The 23589-nt window shown below is 43.5% G+C and carries 20 protein-coding genes; 8 read left to right on the top strand and 12 right to left on the bottom strand.

Features of this window, described 5'->3' with window-relative positions:
• Window positions 1-15: 15 nt before the first annotated feature.
• The 3 genes from CWI32_RS02940 to CWI32_RS02930 form a co-directional block, all read right to left on the bottom strand.
• The gene (locus CWI32_RS02940; RefSeq protein WP_004733007.1) at window positions 16-237 is read right to left on the bottom strand and encodes a hypothetical protein; all 222 of its coding nucleotides are present in this window, start codon (window positions 235-237) and stop codon (window positions 16-18) included.
• A 114-nt stretch (window positions 238-351) separates the two neighbouring features.
• Window positions 352-2136, bottom strand: a complete 1785-nt coding sequence (gene aspS, locus CWI32_RS02935) for an aspartate--tRNA ligase (RefSeq protein WP_100534594.1) — start codon at window positions 2134-2136, stop codon at window positions 352-354.
• 162 nt (window positions 2137-2298) lie between these two features.
• Complete coding sequence (locus CWI32_RS02930; protein ID WP_100534756.1) at window positions 2299-3063, bottom strand: DUF4184 family protein; 765 nt, start codon at window positions 3061-3063, stop codon at window positions 2299-2301.
• Window positions 3064-3200: 137 nt separating this feature from the next.
• On the opposite strand from CWI32_RS02930, the gene znuD reads away from it, so the two are divergent.
• Complete coding sequence (gene znuD / locus CWI32_RS02925; RefSeq protein WP_100534593.1) at window positions 3201-5330, top strand: zinc piracy TonB-dependent receptor ZnuD; 2130 nt, start codon at window positions 3201-3203, stop codon at window positions 5328-5330.
• Between the two features lie 105 nt (window positions 5331-5435).
• A complete protein-coding gene (locus tag CWI32_RS02920) occupies window positions 5436-6899 on the top strand; it encodes a phospholipase D-like domain-containing protein (protein WP_074384052.1) in 1464 nt (487 codons plus the stop codon).
• Between the two features lie 83 nt (window positions 6900-6982).
• On the opposite strand, the gene CWI32_RS02915 is transcribed toward CWI32_RS02920, so the two are convergent.
• The gene (locus CWI32_RS02915; protein WP_005095738.1) at window positions 6983-7435 is read right to left on the bottom strand and encodes a hypothetical protein; all 453 of its coding nucleotides are present in this window, start codon (window positions 7433-7435) and stop codon (window positions 6983-6985) included.
• A gap of 179 nt (window positions 7436-7614) precedes the next feature.
• Here CWI32_RS02915 and CWI32_RS02910 point away from each other — a divergent pair, with 179 nt between their 5' ends.
• The gene (locus tag CWI32_RS02910) at window positions 7615-8070 is read left to right on the top strand and encodes an RcnB family protein (RefSeq protein ID WP_005095740.1); all 456 of its coding nucleotides are present in this window, start codon (window positions 7615-7617) and stop codon (window positions 8068-8070) included.
• 38 nt (window positions 8071-8108) lie between these two features.
• On the opposite strand, the gene CWI32_RS02905 is transcribed toward CWI32_RS02910, so the two are convergent.
• Entirely contained in the window at window positions 8109-8606 is a 498-nt protein-coding gene (locus tag CWI32_RS02905; protein WP_005172599.1) for a phosphate-starvation-inducible protein PsiE, read from the bottom strand.
• Between the two features lie 173 nt (window positions 8607-8779).
• On the opposite strand from CWI32_RS02905, the gene CWI32_RS02900 reads away from it, so the two are divergent.
• Window positions 8780-8986, top strand: a complete 207-nt coding sequence (locus CWI32_RS02900; protein ID WP_005095746.1) for a hypothetical protein — start codon at window positions 8780-8782, stop codon at window positions 8984-8986.
• 62 nt (window positions 8987-9048) lie between these two features.
• Here CWI32_RS02900 and CWI32_RS02895 read toward each other — a convergent pair whose 3' ends face one another.
• The 3 genes from CWI32_RS02895 to CWI32_RS02885 all read right to left on the bottom strand — a co-directional run bounded on the left by CWI32_RS02895 (window position 9049) and on the right by CWI32_RS02885 (window position 13716).
• Entirely contained in the window at window positions 9049-10830 is a 1782-nt protein-coding gene (locus tag CWI32_RS02895; protein ID WP_100534592.1) for an acyl-CoA dehydrogenase C-terminal domain-containing protein, read from the bottom strand.
• A gap of 168 nt (window positions 10831-10998) precedes the next feature.
• Window positions 10999-12801, bottom strand: coding sequence for an acyl-CoA dehydrogenase C-terminal domain-containing protein (locus tag CWI32_RS02890; protein ID WP_005095752.1), 1803 nt, complete (start codon window positions 12799-12801; stop codon window positions 10999-11001).
• A gap of 303 nt (window positions 12802-13104) precedes the next feature.
• On the bottom strand, window positions 13105-13716 hold the full coding sequence (locus CWI32_RS02885) for a hypothetical protein (RefSeq protein ID WP_100534591.1): 612 nt from the start codon (window positions 13714-13716) through the stop codon (window positions 13105-13107).
• Between the two features lie 135 nt (window positions 13717-13851).
• Here CWI32_RS02885 and baeS point away from each other — a divergent pair, with 135 nt between their 5' ends.
• From baeS to CWI32_RS15220, 4 genes are all read left to right on the top strand, one after another.
• Window positions 13852-15504 carry a sensor histidine kinase efflux regulator BaeS gene (gene baeS, locus CWI32_RS02880; RefSeq protein ID WP_100534590.1) on the top strand — a complete coding sequence of 551 codons (1653 nt, stop codon included), beginning with the start codon at window positions 13852-13854 and terminating at the stop codon, window positions 15502-15504.
• Window positions 15505-15517: 13 nt separating this feature from the next.
• The gene (locus CWI32_RS02875; RefSeq protein ID WP_004278304.1) at window positions 15518-16204 is read left to right on the top strand and encodes a response regulator; all 687 of its coding nucleotides are present in this window, start codon (window positions 15518-15520) and stop codon (window positions 16202-16204) included.
• Between the two features lie 93 nt (window positions 16205-16297).
• A complete protein-coding gene (locus tag CWI32_RS02870; RefSeq protein WP_227554897.1) occupies window positions 16298-17704 on the top strand; it encodes a hypothetical protein in 1407 nt (468 codons plus the stop codon).
• Window positions 17705-17758: 54 nt separating this feature from the next.
• Window positions 17759-18835: a DUF5723 family protein gene (locus CWI32_RS15220; RefSeq protein WP_171304322.1), complete on the top strand. Its 1077-nt coding sequence runs from the start codon at window positions 17759-17761 to the stop codon at window positions 18833-18835.
• Window positions 18836-18890: 55 nt separating this feature from the next.
• Here CWI32_RS15220 and CWI32_RS02860 read toward each other — a convergent pair whose 3' ends face one another.
• From CWI32_RS02860 to CWI32_RS02845, 4 genes are all read right to left on the bottom strand, one after another.
• On the bottom strand, window positions 18891-20336 hold the full coding sequence (locus CWI32_RS02860) for a protein adenylyltransferase SelO (protein WP_100534589.1): 1446 nt from the start codon (window positions 20334-20336) through the stop codon (window positions 18891-18893).
• Window positions 20337-20471: 135 nt separating this feature from the next.
• A complete protein-coding gene (locus tag CWI32_RS02855) occupies window positions 20472-21635 on the bottom strand; it encodes an acyl-CoA desaturase (protein ID WP_100534588.1) in 1164 nt (387 codons plus the stop codon).
• Between the two features lie 441 nt (window positions 21636-22076).
• Window positions 22077-22790, bottom strand: coding sequence for a glycerophosphodiester phosphodiesterase (locus tag CWI32_RS02850; RefSeq protein ID WP_005095772.1), 714 nt, complete (start codon window positions 22788-22790; stop codon window positions 22077-22079).
• Window positions 22791-22932: 142 nt separating this feature from the next.
• On the bottom strand, window positions 22933-23517 hold the full coding sequence (locus CWI32_RS02845) for a cob(I)yrinic acid a,c-diamide adenosyltransferase (RefSeq protein WP_100534587.1): 585 nt from the start codon (window positions 23515-23517) through the stop codon (window positions 22933-22935).
• Window positions 23518-23589: the final 72 nt, after the last annotated feature.

Here is a 23589-nt window from a genome sequence, read left to right as displayed (position 1 = left end):
ATCCAGAGCGTCAGATTATAGGTCTTTATCTGGATTGCCCTTCAGCACCATATAAATCAAACCGACGAAAATCAGTAAGGCACCTAAAATACTGCTCAGGCAGAAATATACAATACGTTCATTGGTATCGAGGTTGAACAGGTTGTTGGCAAGGATATAACGCATGAACAGCCATTGAACCACTGAAAATACAATAAGCATAATGCTGCGATTACGAACTGCAGGACGCATAGCCATTGCGAATTACCTTAGATTAAAAACTATCGCTATTATGCCACTGTTCCAGAGTCGACTCAATCACACAAAAAAAGCCCCGCGCAAGGCAGGGCTTTTCACTTAAATCTTCAAGAATTATTCTTGAGATTCAGCTTTTGGTTTTTCACGTAAGCGAATGCCAAGGTCACGCAGTTGGTTTGATTCAACTGGTGCCGGTGCTTGCGTCAATGGACATTCCGCAGTTTTGGTTTTCGGGAATGCGATCACGTCACGGATTGAAGATGCACCAGTCATCAACATTACCAGACGGTCAAGACCGAATGCCAAGCCACCATGTGGAGGCGCGCCATAACGTAAAGCATTGAGCAAGAAGCTGAATTTCTCTTCCGCTTCTTCTTCATCAATGCCTAAAGCTTCAAAAATCGCTTTTTGCATTTCAAGGTTATGAATACGCAGCGAACCACCACCCACTTCAGTACCGTTCAATACCATATCGTAAGCAACAGAAAGTGCAGCACCTGGATTGTTCTTCACCTCTTCAACGCTTGATTTCGGTAGCGTGAATGGGTGATGCACAGAGGTCCATTTGCCATCGTCAGTTTCTTCGAACATCGGGAAGTCAACGACCCAAAGCGGCGCCCACTCACATGTTGCCAATTTCATGTCATGGCCGACTTTAATACGTAAAGCACCCATCGCATCGTTTACGATTTTGGCTTTGTCCGCACCGAAGAATACGATGTCGCCATTTTCAGCACCCACACGTTTCAACAGATCCAGCACGATTGGCTCGATGAATTTCACGATTGGAGACTGAAGACCTTCGATACCTTTTTCAAGTTCGTTGACTTTGATGTAAGCCAAACCTTTCGCGCCATAGATGCCTACAAATTTAGTGTATTCATCAATTTGGCTACGCGGAAGCGAGCCTGCACCCGGTACGCGAAGTGCAACAATACGACCTTTAGGATCTTTTGCCGGACCTGCGAATACTTTGAACTCAACGTCTTGCATCATGTCTGCAACGTCAACAAGTTTCAAAGGAATACGCATATCTGGTTTGTCAGATGCATAGTCACGCATTGCATCTGCATAGGTCATACGTGGGAATTTGTCGAATTCAACATTAAGAAGTTCTTTGAACATCTTCACTGTTAAAGTTTCCATCAAATCCATGATGTCATCGTCACTCATGAACGATGTTTCAACGTCGATTTGGGTGAATTCAGGCTGACGGTCAGCACGTAAGTCTTCATCACGGAAACATTTCGCGATTTGATAGTAACGATCGATACCGCCCACCATCAGCAACTGTTTAAACAATTGTGGTGATTGTGGAAGTGCGTAGAAGCTACCGTTTGATACACGACTAGGGACTAAGTAGTCACGCGCACCTTCTGGTGTTGCACGTGTCAAAATCGGTGTTTCAACGTCTAGGAAGCCATTTTCTTCGAAATAGTTACGAATCAAGTTGGTCAATTTAGAACGGAAACGTAAACGATCGATCATTTCAGGACGACGAATATCAAGGAAGCGATATTTCAAACGTACTTCTTCAGAAATATTGGTGTTTTCGTCATTCAAAGGGAATGGCGGAGTGTCTGACTGAGCAAGAACTTCAATTTCTTTACCCAAGACTTCGATCTGACCGCTCACCATATTGGCATTTTCTGTGCCTTCATAACGGCGACGTACACGGCCTGTAATTTTTAATACGAATTCTGAACGTACTTTGTCCGCAGTTGCGAATGCTTCAGGGGTATCCGGGTCAATAACCACTTGAACAAGACCGTCACGGTCACGCATATCAAGGAAAATCACACCACCGTGGTCACGGCGACGGTGAACCCAGCCGCATAATGTTACAGTCTGGTCAATTTGAGTTTCGGTTAAAGAACCGCAGTAATGAGTTCGCATCATAGCGTTAGAAATCCAACTATATGGGTTAAGGTCAGCGAATACGTAAACAGCGTACCGCTTTGAGTAGAGGTAGGATTATGCCTCTTTGGGCATGTTGTCACAAGAACTTGGGTCAAAAACAATATCATTTTAAAGTGAATGAGATAAAAGCCAGCACTTTGCTTAGCCCATCCGGCGATCGCGATCTAAAAATAAAAACAGCAAACAGCCCAGACTAAAGGTGATCAGAAAACCCTGACTGAATTGATTGATGGAACGGCCGGTAAAATAGTACAGATCGTATTGCCAGACTTCTGTAGAGATATAACGTGCATAATCCCAGACTGAAAATAGGCCAGTGAATATCGAAAACAGCAATAATCCGCAGGCATAAGCTTTGATTTTCAGGTTCACTGCCAGATATTGCTGATGTTTTTTATAGTAATGCACGCTCATCCACAGCATAAACGGTAAGGCCAGAAAGGAAGTGCCGATTTGTAAAATTCGATGCAGCGGATAACTGTGTCCAAAAAGCTGAAATGGTCGTGCTAGAAAATCATGAAAAGCAAAAGTACGAAAGTCTACATGAGTCAAACCATCCCAGATTAAATGCGTGGCAGTACCGATGATCACCGCCAGACAAACTGCCAGAAAAAACTTGAATGCTGAAATGAGAGTGTGAATATTTAGATCATGCTGAATTCCGACAAAGCGGTAAATGGCTGGCCGATATAGAGCATACCAGATTGCACAAAAGCCCAACCCGATCCACAGGTCTGGATGAATCAGCGAGGACCATAAATGCGTAACATTCGAATTGCTGGAACTAAACAGACGATGTAAATCGGGCACCATACAGCCAATCGCCAATGCAGCAATCGGAAGCCGGTTTCCGCTTAAACGTGAAAGAGGTGGCGCAAGTACAGCATGAGACAGGGTAAAGGGCATAAAAGTTTTTTTAAAGATGAAAATAACCAGAAAACACATTTTAATAAAATATGCGAAGGATTATCGTAAAGGATTGCAAAAACAATGAAATGTTATATTATAACATTCATCCAAAATGGTGAATTTGAGCTTCAGTCATGTCCTTCCCTAAGAATCTAATAACACTTTCAATTTTTGCTGTAGCTGCCCCTACAGTTTTTGCAGAACAGACCTCATCTTCCATTCCCGTGCAGACCATGGACACCATTCAGGTGCAAGCTCATCCACTGGTGCAGACTGCAGCGGACTTTGCGGTAGCGGATCATGTTGTAGATCAGAAAGCCTTGTCTGAACGTGCAACCACCATTGGAGATGCATTGGCAGATGAACTGGGCGTATATTCTAACCAGTTTGGTACGGGGGCCAGCCGTCCGGTGATTCGTGGTCAAGATGGGCCACGTGTCAAAGTCTTGCAACATGCTTCAGAAACGGCTGATGTCTCTACGCTATCTCCAGACCATGCCGTAACAGTCGATCCAATTTTAGCGAAACAGGTGGAAGTGATTCGTGGACCATCTACTTTGCTCTATGGTGCAGGGACAGTAGGTGGTCTGGTCAATGTCACCGATCAAAAAATTCCAACGCAAATGCCTGAAGATGGTCTGGAAGGTACAGCAGGTCTACGCTATAACACGGGCAGTGATGAAAAACTGGCAAGTGCGGGTATCACTGCAGGAATTGGTGAGAACTTCGCCTTACGTGTAGAGGGTTCAAAGCGTAAAGCCAATGATTATATTGCCCCGGATTATTGGGTTGAGCATCATGATGATGAATTAGAAAAAGCCCGCCGTGTAGACAATACCTTTGTAGAAGGACAAACGGTGAATATTGGCGGTTCATGGATTCATGACCGTGGTTTTGTTGGTTTGTCTTATAGCAATCGTCAGGATCAGTATGGCTTGCCCGGCCATAGCCATGAATATCATGGCTGTGAAATTCATGGCGACCATTTTCACTGTCCAAAACCGGGCGAAGATGAGCATGATCATGAAGAAACAGCGGGGCCGTGGGTAGATTTAAACTCTGAGCGTTATGATGTTCGTACCGAGCTAGAACAACCTTTTGCCGGTTTTGACAAGTTGCGTGCGTATGCCAGCTTTACCGATTATGAACATGATGAACTGGAAGAAAATGCAGTCATCAGCAACTTTAAAAGTAAGGGTTATGATGCACGTCTAGAACTGGTGCATGTTCCTGTTGCAGGTTGGGAAGGTGTCATTGGCACCCAGCTTTCACAGCAGAAAATTAATTTATCGGCTCCAGAATCGCATAGTCATGCAGAACACGATCATGAAGGACATGAACACGATCATAGTGAGCATGCGGATCATAATCATGATGTGTTGATGGCAGATACCAAAACCCAAAAATACAGCCTTTTTGCTTTAGAACATAAGCAGTTCGGCGATGTTCATGTTGAACTTGGAGCACGTGTCGATCATCAAAAAGTAAAAGTGGATTCGGAGCAAAAAGATTATTCCGGTACGGGTGTTTCTGCCTCTGCCGCTGCGAATTGGGAGTTTGCACCGAATTACAAACTGTCTGTAGTGGGATCACATCAACAGCGTTTGCCTCTAGCGCAAGAGCTGTATGCTGATGGTCTGCATTTTGCGACCAATACCTATGAAGTGGGGAATCCTGATCTTGATAAAGAAAGGTCAAATAATCTTGAATTAGGTCTGCACTATGCAGGGGATAAACTGGATTACCATGTGCATGTCTATCACAACTGGTTTGATGATTATATTTATGGCGAAACGGTAGCGCAGAAAGGTAATTTGCGCGGCGTGCAATATACCCAAGACCAGGCCAGATTCTATGGCACTGAGGCTCAAGCCGGTTATCAGATCAATGATATGTACAAGCTGAGTGTCTTTGGCGATTATGTGCGTGGCAAAATTGAAGCTGAGAATGCACCACGTATTCCTGCCGGTCGCTTAGGCAGCAAAGTGGAAGCAGATTTTGCCGATGGCTGGTCAGGTCTGGCTGAATATTATCATGTCTTCAATCAGGACAAGATTGCCAGCTATGAAGAGGAAACCCAAGGCTACAACATGGTCAATGTGGGCTTAAGCTATACCAATACCCTTGCAGATAAAAATGCTTATCGGGTGTATTTCAAGGCCAATAACCTGCTCGATGATCAGGTCTATTCCCATACTTCATTCCTGTCGAATATTCCGCAAGTCGGTCGTAACTTTAGCGTCGGTGTGCAGTATGATTTCTAAAGTAGTGATGAAATAACTGACCAAATCAAAGAGATGTCACTGAAATTGACTTGAAAAATCATCTGATAAAACCTAGCCTGAGCATATTGGGTTAGGTTTTTTCTTATGCGTATCTTTCAACGAATTCACAATAAACTGAACTGGTCAAATCGCCGTTATGCGGCATTGATTATCAGTCTACTGGCGGTCAGTTATCTGGCATCTGCTGTTTATCATACTTATAAGCCTTTACCAGAAGGTCTGAATTACACCGGCAAGCTGCGCCATGCCGAAGTCAAGTTTCTGGCCGATCGGACTTATCTGGATGCCGAAGGAAAACAGCACTTAGATCATCGTATTTTTAATGAAATGCTGAAGATGATTGAAGAGGCCAAATCACTGATTGTACTGGATCTGTTTTTATTTAATCAGCAAACCGGTGCCTCGACACAGGAACATCAGGCATTGAGTCAACAGTTGAGCGATGCCTTAATCAGTAAACGCCTGTTGCAACCGCAAGTTGAAATCAAGTTCATTACCGATCCGATCAATTCAGTCTATGGCGGAATTCAGTCCGAGCAGTATCGCAAGTTACGTCAGCATGGTATCGATGTGATTGAAACCAATCTGATCCCTTTGCGGGCGTCCAATCCGAGCTGGTCGGGGTTCTGGTATTTATGTTGCCAGGGCATTGGTAATAATCCGGAAAAAGGCTGGTTACCGAATCCATTTGGCCCAGAAAAAATTACCCTGCGCAGTTATTTTGATTTATTTAACTTTAAAGCCAATCATCGTAAAACTTTGGTGGTAGACACCGATCAGGGCTGGAAAGCGCTGGTCACCTCCATGAATCCGCATGATGGGAGTTCGCGGCATTCCAATATCGGTTTATTGGTCTGGGGAACCACAGCCGTGGATATTCTGAGAACAGAACAATCGGTCGGCATCATGTCACAGGCCAATATGCCAGCCATTATCGCGGGCGATTTTCAGGCAGAAAATACCCAGCCACAAGTTCAGGTACTGACGGAAAAAGCCATTTATGATGCGACTTTAAATCTGATTCAGACGGCGAAAGAAAATGAACAGATTGATCTGGCCATGTTTTATCTGTCCGAGCGCAAGATTATTAAAAGTCTGATTGCGGCGCATGAACGCGGGGTTAAGGTTCGGGTTTTACTCGATCCCAATAAAGATGCCTTTGGCCGTGAGAAAAACGGGATTCCAAACCGACAGGTGGCTTCGGAACTGCACAAGGCAGGCATTGATGTACGCTGGTGCAATACCCAGGGTGAGCAATGTCATAGCAAAATATTGATGAAGCGTAATGCTCAGCAGGCTGAAATGATTTTAGGCTCGGCCAATTTCACCGCACGCAATCTGAAAAACTATAATCTGGAAACCAATATGCGCGTGCTGGGTCAGCATCAGGCAGAAGTGTTTAAAGATGCCCAACAATATTTTGATGGTGCATGGTCAAATCTGAATGGCCGTGTGATGAGTGTGGACTATAGACAATATGAAGACAATTCATGGTCTAAATATTGGCTGTACCGCTTTATGGAATGGAGCGGCTGGTCGACGTTTTAGCATCTCTAATAATCTCCCTAAATCCCTCTTTTGAAAAGAGGGACTTTACCTCCCTTTTTTAAAGGGAGGGTAGGAGGGATTTTTTAAGGCTCCGGATTCGGTGGAACCAGTTCATCCAGTTCTTTATCGGACAATGCTTCAAGTTCAGCAAGATCCGTTTTAATTTTCCATTGCTCTTCATGGTCGACCGGATTGGGTAAACGCGCTTCTAGCCAGTCACAGACTACATCTGGCGGGAAATTGGCATGATTACATTGAATCACCCAAGACAAGAAATCTTTGGCGACACCATTCATATACGGTGGTGGCGATACTGGCAGGAACTGAGTCGGAAGACGTTCATTTTTAGAAATATAATTCAGGACATGACCTAGTTCCTGTACGGTCTGCCAAGCCAACGGATGATCTACATTGATCTGAAATTTAAACCACCATGCCTGTTTACCATCTGAACCATAGCTATCAATCCGTTCTTTTTGAACACTCGGCACTTTAGAAAAATATTCATGTAAACGATCGAAATTTAAATCAGACACAGTATTCAACTCGAAACATTAAAAAAGTGATTTTAGCATAAAGCAGTCGCCTGCCGATGGGCCTGCTAGATTGAAAATACGCAGGCACATTACAAAAAATTGCAGGGTCAGTAAGCGTATTCATATTTTCTGCATTTATTTTGTTTAAAATATAAACGAGTGATTGAGAGGAAGCCCAAATGAAAATAGTGTTATTGAGTGCAATATTTGCTGCATTGCTATTGGGGGCTTCTGCACAGACGATGGCCGGAAACGCTTGGGGCGGATATACAGGGGTTGAACGTTCTAAGCCGAATTACCGCGCTGCACCATCACGCTCTTATGATCCACCACGGCACTCTTATCCGCAGCGTCCGATGCCACCTAGACCACATTACCCGCAACGACCGACCCATTGGGGTTATCCGCCGGCTCAAAGTCAAAGTGGTCTCAATATCCAGTATCAGGCACCGACCACGATTTATCAAAATTCCAATAGCTATAGCTGGGTGAATGGCGATCCGAATGTGGCTCGAATTGAAAGTTCAAGATATAGCGTTATCAGTGACTGGCAGCGTCTGGGCTTACCTGCACCACCGCGTGGCAGTTACTGGATTTATGAAAATGGACGTTATGTGCTGGTGCCGAATCGTTAAGTTAAAAATCCCCCTTTATTCAAGGGGGATTTTTTATATCAAGCCAACTCATCATCTTCCGGACGAGGCGTTTTGCCTTGTGGCACTGGTTTCTCGCTGTGTTTGTCACGAATCACCGATGGGTAGGTCCATGACGCATAGCGCACCACTAAAATGGCAAATGCCATAATCAGGATCGAACCGGTAATAATCACCAGATCCATACTGGCTTTATGCGTGTGCTGAATGTCCGCAATGAGCAAGCGGGTCAGTGCGGTAATGGCAATATAAATCAGGAAGCGTACCGGCATATGATTGGTTTTAAAATAGATCCCAACCATGGCACCGAGTTCGAGATAGATGAACAGTAAAAGAATATCGTCAATGGTGGCGAACTGTTTAACGGTTAGAATGTCGACGACGGTATGACCGGCAGACCAGATCACCATACAGCCAATTACAAACAGGGCAATATAATGAAAACTTTCTACAGCAAGATTACCAAAACGGTCGAGGAGGGCTTCAAGTTTTTCAACTTTGGGATGGGGTTTCGGCATAAGATCTTCCTGATTTTTATTTGATATAAACGATACTTAGAGAATAACCTGCAAAAATTATGCACAGAATGATTGGATGAAAAATAAAGATTAAATTATTTGAACTTTTGCGCTTTTTTTAGACTAAATTGCTATATTGTATGGGTGGTACATTGAATAAATAGGAGAAAAAAGTGTTAGATAAAATTCAAACAAAAATTGACCAATTAGAAGCCGGAAAAAAATTAATCCTCGGCGTAGGCATTAAGGCTGAAGATATGCAAAAGGTGGTGGAACTCTGCGAGTCTTTAGAGTCAGAGGGGAATATCAAAATTGTGAATAAACATCTGAATCCGAAAAGCAATAATCAACCGGATTCTTTAATGATTCAGAAAGTTTAAGTTTCGAATTGTAATAAAAACGCCTGCATCAAGCAGGCGTTTTTGATTATGGCTGTTTCAGCTTAAGCTTGAGTCGTGAAGTAATCTTCAGAGAAGTTCATGATCAGGTCAGAACCTGATTTTACTTTGGTGATGCGTAGAGCCAGCTCAGGCAGAATGCGTTGCACAAAATAATTCGCCAAAGCCAGTTTGTTTTGATAGAACTCGCCTTCTTTATTTTTCGCAGCATTGGCAATACGTGCGAACATATACGAGAAGCTGAGCAGACCGACAGCGTGCAGATAGTCGACCGCGGTCGAGTTCGGGAAATCATGACTTTCTCTTGCTGCTTCCAGAATAAACTGAGTCACCGATTCGACTTCAGTTGCTGCATCCAAAGTGGCGTCTTTAATGAAGTTTAGGTCTGCATCCAGACTGTTGGCAAAGTCACGGATTTCAGAGATATATTCAGAGATATATTCACCGCCACATTTAATGGTTTTACGACCGATTAAATCTTGTGACTGTACGCCGTTGGTGCCTTCATAGATCTGGGAAATACGCAGGTCACGGATACATTGTTCCACGCCCCATTCACGGATATAGCCATGACCACCAAACACCATTTGCGCATCTAATGTTGCCTGGAAGGCAGTATCGGTTAAATAGGCTTTTGCGATTGGTGTTAATAGCGCAACGCGGTCATTGGCTTTTTTCACCGCTTCAGGATCAGTAGAGAATTTGGTGATATCCAGTTGCTGACCTACATAAACTGCAAAGGCACGCGAAGCTTCGTTATTGGCACGTACATTCAGCAGCATACGGCGTACATCACCATGCACCAGAATGCTATCCGCAGGTTTGCTTGGCGACTGAACGCCAGCCGCGCTGCGACCTTGTAAACGGTCTGTGGCATATTGCGCAGCGTTTTGATAAGCGAATTCAGAAGCACCTAGGCCTTGGATACCCATCGACAGACGTTCGTAGTTCATCATCACGAACATCGCCGCCAGACCTTCGTTTTCTTTACCCACCAGATAACCTTTGGCACCGTCAAAATTCATGACACAGGTCGCAGAAGCTTTAATGCCCATTTTGTGTTCGATAGAACCTGGCCCTACAGGATTGCGTTCGCCAACAGAACCATCTTCATTGACCAGGAATTTCGGTACGATGAACAGGGAAATACCACGTGAACCCGCAGGTGCATCTGGTGTTTTGGCCAGAACTAAATGAATGATGTTTTCCGCCAGGTCGTGGTCACCACCAGTGATGAAAATCTTGGTGCCGGTGATGCTATAGCTACCATCCTCATTGCGTTCAGCTTTAGTCTTGATAATCCCCAGATCAGTACCGGCATGTGGCTCGGTTAAGCACATGGTGCCCGACCATTCACCCGAATAAATTTTAGGTAAATAGGTTTCTTTTTGCGCTTGTGAAGCATAGCTATTTAAGGCCATACCTGCACCGACAGACAGCAGCGGATACAGCATGAAAGACGGGTTGGTGGCAAACAGCATTTCATCAGAAAGTACCGTTAGCATTTTCGGCATTTCCTGGCCGCCCCATTCGGTATCTGCGCCCAGCCCGATCCAGCCGCCTTCGGCATATTGTTTAAAGGCTTCTTTAAAGCCAGCAGGGGTAGTCACATTGCCATTTTCATATTTTGCGCCTTCTTCATCACCGCTACGGTTGAGTGGCAGGGTCACGTTTTGCGCAAATTTCGCCATTTCTTCCAGAATGGCTTCTGCTGTTGCAGCATCGAGGTGCGCTAAATTTTCATTGGCTTGCCAGAATTGTTCTGCATTAAAGACATCGTTGAGGATGAATTTCATATCGGCAAGTGGCGCGTTATAAATTGGCATGGTGTGTCACCTGTTTATTGTTTGATTAAATAAGTTTTAATCAGTCTAAAACACTCAAAATCTGAATGTTAGACGACTAAAGGTTAATTCTGTAACTCGTTATAAAGAAAAAGGACTGTCTGTTCATTGACCGTCCTTTTTCTGTGATGCGATTAGTCTGATTCTAACTTAGAATGCGAAATGTTCTGCATCCAGGTTCATCAATGGCTCTACACCTGTTGCGATCACGTCAACATGTGAACGAACGCGTGGCAGGATTTTCTTGAAGTAGAAGCGTGCAGTGGTCACTTTGGCATTGTAGAAGTCAACTTCAGTGGTGCCAGCAGCCAGTTGCTCTTGAGCAACCAGTGCCATACGTGCCCATAGGTAAGCCAGGGTGACATAACCAGAGAAGTACAGGTAATCGACCGCAGCTGCACCGACTTCTTCAGGGTTTTGCATCGCACGCATACCAATTTGCATGGTCAGGTCGCCCCATTCCTTGTTCAAGGCAGCCAATGGCTCAACGAATTCTTTCATTGCAGCATTGTCTTTGTGCGCTTCAGCAAATTTGTGGATCATCTTGGTGAAGTCTTTCAACATCGCACCTTGAGTACCCAACACTTTACGACCTAACAAGTCCAGCGCCTGAATTTCAGTGGTACCTTCGTACAAACAGGCAATACGTGTATCACGTACGATTTGCTCCATGCCATGCTCAGAAATGAAGCCATGACCACCGAAGACCTGCACACCGTGTTTCGCAGCTTCAGAACCGGTTTCAGTCAGGAATGCTTTTGCGATTGGGGTAAGTAGAGACAGGATATTGTCTGCAAATTTACGATCGGCTTCTTCTACAGCATGTTCAACCACGTCCGCATATTGCGCCAACAGGTAAACCAGTGCACGACCTGCTTCTGCATATGCTTTTTGGGTTAGCAGCATGTTACGTACAGCTGGATGCACAATGATTGGATCTGCTTCTTTTTCCGGGTTTTTAGGGCCAGACAGTGAACGCATCGCCAGACGGTCTTTTGCGTAGGCAAGTGCACCCTGGAAAGAACCTTCAGACGCTGCCAGACCTTGTACTGCCGTACCGATACGTGCAGTGTTCATGAAGGTGAACATGCAGTTCAGACCACGGTTTTCAGGGCCAATCAGGAAGCCTTTCGCGTTATCGAAGTTGATCACACAGGTTGCGTTACCGTGGATCCCCATTTTATGTTCGATTGAACCACAACGTACGCCATTGCGATCGGCAATAGAGCCATCGGCATTCAGGTTGAACTTCGGTACGATGAATAATGAAATACCTTTGGTGCCTTTCGGTGCGCCCGGTAAACGTGCCAGTACGATATGGATGATGTTTTCAGCCATGTCGTGTTCACCCGCAGAGATGAAGATTTTCTCGCCAGAAATGGCGTAGCTGCCATCTGCTTGTGGCTCGGCTTTGGTACGGATAATACCCAGGTCAGAACCTGCATGCGATTCGGTCAGGCACATGGTACCCGTCCACTCACCTGAAACCAGTTTAGGCAGGTAAGCATCTTTTTGTTCAGCTGAACCGTGGTGTTCTAAAGTACGAACCGCACCGTGAGACAGGCCAGGGTACATGCCCCATGCCCAGTTCGCAGTACCGACCATTTCAGAGATGGTAATCCCTAAAGAGTTCGGTAAGCCTTGACCGCCATACTGTTCTTCAGCAGAAAGTGAAGGGAAGCCCAGCTCGATGTATTTTTGATACGCTTCTTTAAAGCCTGTTGGTGTAGTCACCACGCCGTCATTCCAGGTACAACCTTCACGGTCGCCCGCCTGGTTAATCGGAGAGAGTTCATTTTCACAGAAATCAGCCGCAGCTTCTAAATACTGATCTACCAGTTCACGGCTTACGTTTTCTTGGAATGCAGGGAGATTTGCATAGTGTTGTTCAGCATTTAATAATTCATGCAACACAAATTGCATATCACGTAAAGGCGCTTTGTATTGTGGCATATCGGTTTCCTCAATACTGGTTTAACCAGCGTTATAATCTTAGATGAACTAAAAACGTATCTTCACTGACACGGTTTGGAATGATTCTAATCCTGCAACATCTTCCCCTGCGGTACAAGCTTTTCAGGGGGATTTCTTGGTGACTGTAAAGTCAAAGATTAATATGCACGACGTATTAAACATATTGAGTATAAAGGCTTTAGTCATATTTTGTATGATACGAATAGTCAACTATCCAGGGTAAATAGCACGCAATAAAAAAGCACCCGAAGGTGCTTGTCGTGAATCATTGATTCCTATGCATTAATAGGCAGATGTTTTGGGCTGGAAACGAACATGACATTGACCATTCACTGTTTGTTCACCTGCTTTGATCTGTGCAGCAGTACCATCTTTCTTGCCTTGACAGGCTTGCAGCATCGCTTGTTGTTGTGCCTGACGCTGAGCCAGACGTTGATCAAACTGTTTGGTCAATTCTGCACGTTTTGCATCAGTTAATGCTTCACCGCGCATCATGCCGCCACGGACATCGGCACGCATCGGGCGATGTTCACCTTTCATGCCGCGGTGTTCGCCGCGCTGGCCTTGCATGTTTTTACGATCGGCTTTAAAAACGATAGTACAGCTGCCATCAATGGTTTTATCACCGGCCTTGATTTGAACCGCTGAACCTACGGCTTTATTGTCACAGGCCTGTTGCAGCTGTTTGGCAAATTGCAGACGTTCCGCACGCTTTGCCTTAAACTGCTCGCGCTGTTCAGGCGAAAGATGATGCTGTTTTTTACCCTCATGATGATGTTTCATCATTTGGCGATGCTCATTGTTCGGTACATTACTGGTAGATTGACAGGCAGTCAAAGCACCCATAGAAAGAACACTGGCACTGATTAAGGCTATTTTTGTCATGGCTTGCATTGTATTTATTCCCGTCAAGAACCTGATTTTATGTCAGGTAAAGATTAAACAATAAAGATGAAGAAACAATGAAGAGTTTTTTGATGCCATGTTCGCTACAATAATGAATATAGAAGAAAAATTGAGATTTCTGTTTTGAACATTCGCCGTATTCCGATTGCATTACGTCTATTTTTGACTGTACTGTTGACCACGCTGGTTATTACCACAGTGAGTCTGGGTGTACTGCATCTGAATATGCAGCGTAATTTCGCCCGCTATGTGGCTGATGTCGAAATGCAGAAACTGGATTATGTGATTAAAAATCTGGCGGATGTCTATGCGGTGTATCAGGACTGGGGCAATGCGATTCAGGCCCAGATTCTACAAATGGAAGGGGAGGCTGCGCCAGATGATTATGACCGTTTATCACGCTGGTGGCTACGCCGTCAGTATGATATTGCCTTGCAGCAGCGCTATTTTCAGGAACAGACCCTGGTTCAAGTCGCACCCAGTATGGTCGATCCGGCTTTGCCACCGCGTCAGGTCAATGAAGAAGAATTACGTTTATTAGCATCTAATTTGCCCTCCCAGTTTCAGCCTTTTGAAGGCCTGAAATTCCCGCTCAGTTCCAATCAAAATCTGTTTAGAACTGATCGCAAAAATGGTGAGCAGCCAGCACAGCAACCGACTGGCAAAAAACAGTTTATCCAGATGCCGGACCGTCTCGGCCTCAGTTCACGTCTCTCCCTGTATGATGCAAAACGTCGTTTTGTAGTCGGTGAAGCTTCGGATGAGCAGATTTCTTATCGTCCGATTATGGTGAATAATCAGATTGTCGGCTATTTGGGCTTAAAACCGGTTCTGGATCAGGATGATGCGCTCAGTATTAATTTCTTCAGTAACCAAAAGCGTTATTTATTTCTGGTTTATGCACTCAGTATTTTGGCGAGTCTGATAGCTTCCCTGTTATTGGCGACTTATTTCAAAAAACCGATTCAACGTTTGCTCAATGGTACGCGTGCCTTGACTCAGGGAAATTATCAATATCAGGTTAAAGTGAACCGGAATGATGAATTAGGTGATTTATCCAATGAATTAAATGCATTGGCGGTGATTCTGGATCAGCATGAAACCTCACGCCGTCAGTGGGTGGCAGATACCTCACATGAGTTAAAAACGCCACTAGCAGTCTTACAGGCACAGATTGAAGCGATGCAGGACGGAATCCGTAAACCAACGCCTGAACATTTTGCTTCCATGCTGGCTCAGGTGAACAGTCTGAAAAAACTGACCCAAGATCTGGCCGCATTGGCACAGGTCGATGCCCAGCAATTGCAATTCTATTTCTCGACGGTGAATCCGTGGGAGGTTGTGCAGCAGGAACTCATTAACTTCCAGCCGAACTTTGAACAGGCTGAATTAGTGGTTACTGCAGATGGCGAAGGGACTGATTTAAATCTGGATCTAGATCGTTTTAAACAGATTGTGGCGAACTTGCTGAGTAACAGTATTCGCTATACTGAAGCAGGCGGGCAAGTGCATATTCACACCACGCAAGATGATAAAGAATGGACCTTATATGTCGATGATAGTCCGTTTGGCCTGACTGATGAACAACTGACGCGTATTGGTGAGCGTTTCTACCGTGTCGATGATTCGCGTACCCGGGCGACTGGCGGAACCGGACTGGGTTTGGCATTATCATGTAAAATTACACAGGCGCTGGGCGGCAGCTTAAGCTTTGCACATTCACCACTGGGTGGTTTACGATGCAAGCTGAGCTTTCCTAAACAAGTGAAACCATAAAGGAAATATATTGATGAAACATGTCATGCTGGTTGAAGATGAAATCGAACTTGCACAGTTGGTGCGAGACTATCTGGAAGCTGCTGGTTTTGAGGTCAGTATGTTTCATGATGGGCAGGAAGCATATAACAGTTTTACCCAGCGTAAACCGAGTCTGATGATTTTGGACTTGATGGTGCCGCGTATGGATGGTCTGACCATTTGCCGTAAAGTCCGTGAACAGTCGGATTTGCCAATTATCATGGTGACCGCGCGTACTGAAGAAATTGACCGTGTGTTGGGTCTGAATATGGGTGCAGATGATTATCTCTGTAAACCATTTAGTCCGAAAGAACTGGTCGCGCGTGTACAGGCTGTGTTACGTCGTCTGGACCGTAAATCAGAACCGGAAAGCAATGATTTATTCCGTATGGACAAATCACAACAGCGCATCTGGTATCAACAAAAAGCCTTGAATTTAACGCCGACCGAATTCCGTTTACTGGAGTTATTCCTGGAACATGTCGGGCAGGTATATTCACGTGCGCAATTGCTGGATCATATTAATCCGGACAGTTTTGATGTGGCTGACCGTGTCATTGACAGTCATATCAAGAATTTGCGCCGCAAGATTTCAGATGCAGCTGAAACCGGCAACCGTCATGAGTGGATTCAGGCGGTGTATGGGGTCGGTTACCGTTTTGAATATCCTGAAGATTGAATAAATAAATATTTTTTTAGCATTGTAAAGCTCCTTTAAAATGGTTATTTTTTAGGAGCTTTTTATTTATAATTTTTAGAGGGTTGGGGTAAAATGATTTTAAAAAAAACATTACTAGTACTAAGTTGCTCTGTGTTTTTAGTGGCTTGTGGTGGAGGTGGGAGTGGAAGCGAATCATCTTCACCTAGCGGAGCAAATGGGGGAGAGGTAACGACACCTGCTTCGGATTTAGAAAAAGCAAAACAACTTGTTAAAACCACCAATGCTATCATTTCTTATTATGATGGTTTTCAAAATATTGCTGATCAATATAAAGTTCCTGCAGAAGTAATAAATAACACATCTTCAGATTTGAGCCGTGCAACAAACTTATTATTAGTGATTGCAGAGGTTGTTACTGAGAATGCACAGGGGCAGACCAAGACTTATACAGCACAACAAATTCAGGATTTAATTAATCAGGATGATGCATATAATTTTAAATTTAAGAGCAATACTTTAAAGGCTAATGTTACGGGTACTTCTATTACTATTTCAGGTGATGCTAGTGTCCAATATTGGCAAGATTTTGATTGGGATAAAGTTACAGCGGACAATGCTTGGAATAATGCAAATTGGTATAACGATCCTGCATATTCAATTTATGGTGATGATGCTGAAGTTACAGTATCAAATTTGGTCTTAGAAGCACCGTTTATTGATACTGCACGTACAACTTATAATTATAAGATTCAGAATAATGGAAAAATTTCTACCAAGAATCTTAAAAATCAAACTGCGAGTTTTAGTTTCACTGCAGATAGTACAGCATCTATGGTTTATGCTACCGCAGATACAATGGAAAACCGTGAAGATATTCCGAATCAAGCCACAATGAATTTAAAAGGACTTTTGTTTGAAAGTGCAGATGTGAAAGCCAATTTAGCAGAAGTTTCTTTAATTGCACGCAAAGCTAAATTTGATAATGGTGTTGAAACTTTAGAACAATTGATTCCATCTGAGTTGGTGCTGAAAGGTCTTGTAAGTTATCAGCAGGAATCGTTGAATTTAGAAGCTAAATTCAATTTGAATAATGATTTATCTAAAGCTATTGATGTGAGTGCTGGGCAGGAAACATCGACTAATTTCATCAATGCGAATTTAAATGTCAAATTAAGCGGTAACTTAAAAGGTGCTAATGCAGTACCTACACCATTTAGCATTGATATTACTGCAAAACGTGCTGAATTTACCAAAGGCACAGCTACTGTTGCCGTTGTCGTTGATAAAAATGCATTGGATATTGAGTTAACTGCAAAAGACTTAGATCAAGAATATCAAGTTATTGCGGGTGTAATTAAGCATAAAAATGGAGCATCCATCAGTATTGCAGATGTACAGGGTTTTACTTCAGCGAATATTATGGTTGCAGGAAAAAGTTACGGGGACCTCACTAAAAACTCATCTGGGCAATATGTGGTGAAATTTAATGATGGCACAATAATTTATATCGCTCCTTAATCTAAAACTTAACTTTGAGAAGAAGGCAGCATTTGCTGTCTTCTTTTATATCTAATGAAAAAAAATTTATTCATATTGGCCGTAAGTTTGCCATGCTCTGCTTATGCGGAAAAAACGATTCAATACAGTATAAATGCTGATATTTATAGTGAGCCTGTTAGTGTACATGCCTTTTTAAATGGTTGGGAAACCCCTAATTTTAAAAAAGGCAATAATGCCTTTGCACATGGGAAAATGAAATTAGAAACCAAACAGGATAATTGGACTGTAGGTTGGGTTTGGGCTTATGACTATCAGATTCATTTTAGTGATGATATGGCAAAGTTATATTATCAAATTGAAAATGATCAGTTAATTGATGCAAATAAACATAATCAATTGGAATTAGAAGCTCAGCATGTCGAAACGGTGGGAACTCGTTTTGCCTATGATTGGAAAGTTCATCCTGATTGGACAATTGTGACAGGGGCAACGGCTCTCATCGGCCGTCATTATGTGGATGGTAAATTTCAAGCAACAGGACAAACAACCAATTTGACTGAATTGATGGATCGAGTAGCTTGGTTAAATGGTTCATTGGATTATAGTTATGACCGTCCTGCTTTAAAAGAAGAAGAATTAGGTTGGGATGGAAGAACCAGTAAAGGTTATGGCTATGGCCTAGATTTTGGTTTACATGGGCAAATCAAAAAAGATTGGAATATTAATCTTCAGGTCGATGATTTACTCGGTTACTTATATTGGGATAAGGCTCCATTTACACGCTACAATCTTTATTACGATCAAAATCAGCGTCCTCGAATGGATCTAAGTGGACAATTAAGTAAGAGCAAACAGTATCGTCAAAAACTGCCTTTTAAATTAAGTTCGGAAATTAGCTATGATGTTCAAACTAAGCCTTGGAGTGCGAGCATTAGTAGTTTTTCAAATGAATATATAACATTAGCTCAACTCAATGCCTTTTGGAAAATGGAACAATTAAAATATGGACTGCATATAGAGCCGCAAACACAAGCTTGGGGATTATCAATACAGCATAAAAATTTTGGTGCTAAATATATGACTGACAATTTAGAGAGTAATCAGGCACATCGTTTTAGTGCCTCTTTATATGCTCAATATTACTGGTAAAATCTTTCAACATTAAAATTTTCTAATAAAAACGGAGCGATATGCTTCGTTTTTATTAAGAAGAACAACTCACCATGACTTCAGGCACATCACTTGGCAATGGTGCTAAATCTTCAGCATGTTCCAGATCTGGCTGTTTCAGATAAGGCTGGCTGAGCAATTTAAACAAACGATCGACTTCGGAAAAATCATCACGCTCTGCCCGTTCAATGGCTTTCTGTGCCATGTGATTGCGCAGAATGTAATGCGGATTGGCTTGCTTCATGGCGGCATCCAGTTCTTCAATATCCTGATGTGCACGAATAGTTTCATATTGTGTCAGGAAAGCTTCAAACTGACGGCGATCCAGACAATCATCTTTAATAGCGTCATAGTCTTTATTTTGCAGGCGGATAAAACTCTGGGTGTAATCCAGTTGCTCACTTTGCAAGATTCGTAAAAATGCCATCGCACAGTCAAAACTGTCTTTATGGAAACCTGGTAAACCCATTTTCTGGTTTAAACCGTGTTTGTAATGTTCCAAGAATGTCGGCTCATAATGTTCCAGACAGCCGGCCAGATCCTGTTTCCATTGTTCTTTGTCATAATTCACAGGGCAGAGGGGAACCAGATTGTTTAACCATTGCCACAAGTTCCAGTGCCCGATACTTGGTTGTTGCTGATAGGTATAACGCCCCTGATAATCCGAATGGTTATTGATCCAGTTCGGACGGAAGCGTTCCATAAAGCCATAAGGACCAAAGTCCAAAGTCGAGCCGGTAATATTCAGATTGTCAGTATTCATCACGCCATGTGCAAAACCAACCAGTTGCCATTTGGCAATCATGACGGCAGTGCGCTGAATAACTTTGGTGGCAAAGCTCAGAATCGGCTGTTCGGCTTGCAGGCATTCCGGATAATGCCATTCAATACATTTCTGGGTAAATTCAGCCAGCAGATCCGACTGATACTGATTGATCCATTCAAAATGCCCGAAACGAATATGACAGTCTGAGGTACGTAACATCATTGCACCGGGTTCGAGCTTTTCGCGTTGAATGCCTTGCGTTGAGGAAGTAAAGCCAACCGCATTGCTCGACGCTACACCCAAAGCATTTAATGCATGACCCGCCAGATATTCACGAATCACCGAACGCAGTACTGCACGCCCATCACCCATACGCGAATAGGGCGTTGCACCCGCACCTTTTAAATGCAGGTCAATAGTCTGACCTTCCTGATCAAGGATCTGTGCAATTAACAGGCCGCGACCATCTCCCAATTGTCCAGCCCATTGACCAAACTGATGACCTGCGTAGACCATGGCCAAGGGTTGAAACTCAGCAAAGACTTTCTGACCACTACACATCTCGACCCATTGCGCTTTGTCTTCATCTGACCATTGCAGTTGTTCTGCCAAAGCTACGTTAAAATGCCCGGCTTTTGCGCCTTTCAACGGTAGCGGAACTTGATGGTGGTAAAGGGCAGCAGGAAGGGTTTGATAACGAGAGTTAAAATACATGGCACTCAGTACAGGCTTGGAATACCTTGACTATAACAAAGTTGCCTGTAGAAAACTGTTGTATAAACGAGAGTTCAAGTTATCTTTCAGACATAAAAAAAGCCCCGATTGGGGCTTTTTTGTGAGCAGTTTTTATTAAGATACTGCTGATTTTTTCAAATTACGAACCAGTAGATTTAAGGTTGCCCGGTGATGGGATAAACGCTGTTCAACCAGCTGGAATTCAACTTTCAGTTTGTCATCCATCTGGTGAATTTTTTCTGCCATAGAAGCCTTTTTCACCTGAATTTCTTGCTCTTTCAGTTTGGCCCAGTCATTTAAAGTTTGGGTAAAGGCATCATATTCCTGTGCAATCTTGGTTTTCACAGTAATGATGTCTTCAGAAACATCATGGCCATACACCGCAAGATCCTGTTCAGCATATTTAAACTTCATTGCCAGTTCCGCTTTTTTGATATTAAAGCTAGGAATACGACGTAAGTTTTTGGCTAAACCCAGTTTGGAGCAGGTCCAGATCAACCATTTGGTTGGATCGTATTGCCACCATTTCACGCCATTACGGTAATCGTACTGGAAAATGTGGTGATAGTTATGATAACCCTCACCCCAGGTGGCAATCGCAAGTACGAAGTTGTCACGTGCAGTGTTTTCGTCGGTATAAGGACGATTACCCCACATGTGACACAGCGAGTTGATGAAGAAAGTCACATGATGGCTCAGGATTAAACGCACTAATCCACCCAGCAGCAAGACTCCCCACACATCGCCGACTGCCCAGCCAATTGGAAGCAAAATAGCAGCATGAACGGCAATCACTAATGGAATATAGTATTTGTCCTGAAACATGACGACTTTGTCTTTTAACAGATCTGGCGCATTTTTATAGTTTGCCACACCTGATGGATAATCACGTAACATCCAGCCGATATGTGCATACCAGAAACCTTTGTTGATCGAGTACGGATCTTGATCCACATCATCGACATGACGATGATGAGTACGGTGACCAGATGCCCAGAACAAGATACTATTCTGTACAGCAAATGTACCCATAATCATTAAGATGATTTTTAATGGTAGAGTGGCTTCATAAGCACGATGTGCCCACAGGCGATGGTATCCTGCTGTAATGCCAAGGCTGCTTACGCCCAGTAAAACAAACATGCTGATCCAAGCGGCGGCGCTAAAATCATGGTGATACGCATATAACGGAATTGCAATCAGGGTGACAATGGGTAATAACACCAATGCAAACACCGCAATCCAGTTAATGGGGGCTTTGGGTAAGGGAGCATTCATCTCCAACAGCACTCCTAGAACCTCGGAAGGTTTAACAAAAAGCAGAAACCGCTGTTGGTTTTAACAGCAGCCTATCTTGTTTATATTAGCATGTGACCTATGGCATCACTAGCATTATTGTACGGTTGTATTGTACTTGTCAGTAACAGGATAAGTAGGGCAAAAACGACCATTTTGCCAGTCTAGACGGGGCTTGATTTCCGACTAAGTGACTGAGGATTATCGGTCTTTTAGACTATTTAATTTGGCTAATATTAAGTGATTTAACTGTTCATCATTTCTACAATATTGCCAGAAAATTTGCAGAATATATCTCATAGAAAATTAATTTAACATTCAAGTCGAATCAATCTAAAACTCAGACACACTTTAATAGCTTGACAATGGAATCGAGCTGTCTTAAATAAAACGATTTGAACTGATCAATAATCAGGCTGTTTTTTAGAGTTGCTGCAGCATCAGTTTTGGGTAATCGGTAATCAGTCCTTGAATTCCCCAATCACGCAGCTCTTTGGCTCGGCTCACATCATTGACCGTCCAGACACTGATATTCAATTCAGCAGCCTGGGTGGCCTGAATCAGGTCTTTGCTGGCCAGCTCATTCATCCAGCCAATATGACAGCAATCCAGTTCTAGTGCCTGATCAATCGCTTGATATTTTAGGTCGGTTTCGATGAGTAAACCGCGTTTTAGCCGGGAGTTTTGCTGTTTGAAGGCTTGCAGGACTTTGGCATCAAAACTGGTAATGATGGCCGCCTGCTCATAGCCTTGCAGTTGCTGTGCAACGCCCAGTGCAATTTTCTCAGCCGCAGCTTCGGAATCGACACTTTTGATTTCGACTTCAATATGCTCAAAGTCTCGAATGACATTTAAGGTCTGATTTAAAAGGGGAGTGGCTTCGACTTTATTCCAGTCTGACCAGGTCACAGCATGATTATAGTGTGCAAGATCTTGACGATTGCATTCATATAAATGCTTTTGCAAACCTGTGGTTCGCACAAAGTCGTCATCATGCATGATGATTAGGGCATTGTCTTTGAGCTGACGCACATCAAACTCAACGGCGCGAATACCGATGTCTTGAATATATTGAAAACCGCCTAGGGTATTTTCAGGGGCTTCGCCACGTGCACCACGATGACCAATTATGCGCATAGACTGCCCATAAATTGAGAAGTTGATTTCATTGTATGCGTGCTATGTGACAAAAAGATGATAAGGCTTATTGTCGTCAGATGCACTGTAAAATCAAGATACATCTGACGCGTATTTTTAGATTTAGAATCAAGAAATAATTCTAGTTTTCGATGCTGTCATTGATGTTTTTTTGCCACAGCACTTCTGAACCGCCCTCGCTGCGTTGCAAGGTGCGCGATGCTACAAATAGCCAGTCTGATAAACGGTTCAGCAGTTGTAGCGACGCTGCCTGAATATTCTGGTCGCGAGAGTGGACAGACATCACGCTACGTTCTGCACGGCGGCAGACTGCGCGTGCCTGATGGGCAAAACTACAGACTAAAGTGCCAGCAGGCAGAATAAAGTCTTTGAGCATTGGCAAGGCTTCATTCATCCCGTCGATATCATTTTCTAGAAAATCAATCGACACAGGTTGTACCAGATTAAAACCCGGAATACACACTTCACCACCGAGATCAAATAACCAGTGTTGAATCAGGCTTAAAGATTTGTCCCAAGTGGCTTTATCTTCAATCGTGCTTGCTGAAATCTGTGCACGTAGTACACCAATCACGGCATTGAGTTCATCCACATCACCGAGCGCATCAATACGTAAATCATCTTTGGCAACGCGTGAACCATCGCCCAAACCTGTGGTGCCTGAATCGCCTGTGCGGGTATAAATCTTACTTAAACGGTGACCCATGTGATTTCCTTGATTTTTAAATGCTGTAAATAAAAAGCATCATGCCATAGGCATGACATGATGCTCAAAAGT

Origin of the sequence: Acinetobacter pseudolwoffii (assembly GCF_002803605.1) — a bacterium.
GTDB classification, from domain to species: domain Bacteria; phylum Pseudomonadota; class Gammaproteobacteria; order Pseudomonadales; family Moraxellaceae; genus Acinetobacter; species Acinetobacter pseudolwoffii.
This window is presented reverse-complemented; position numbering and strand designations above follow the sequence as displayed.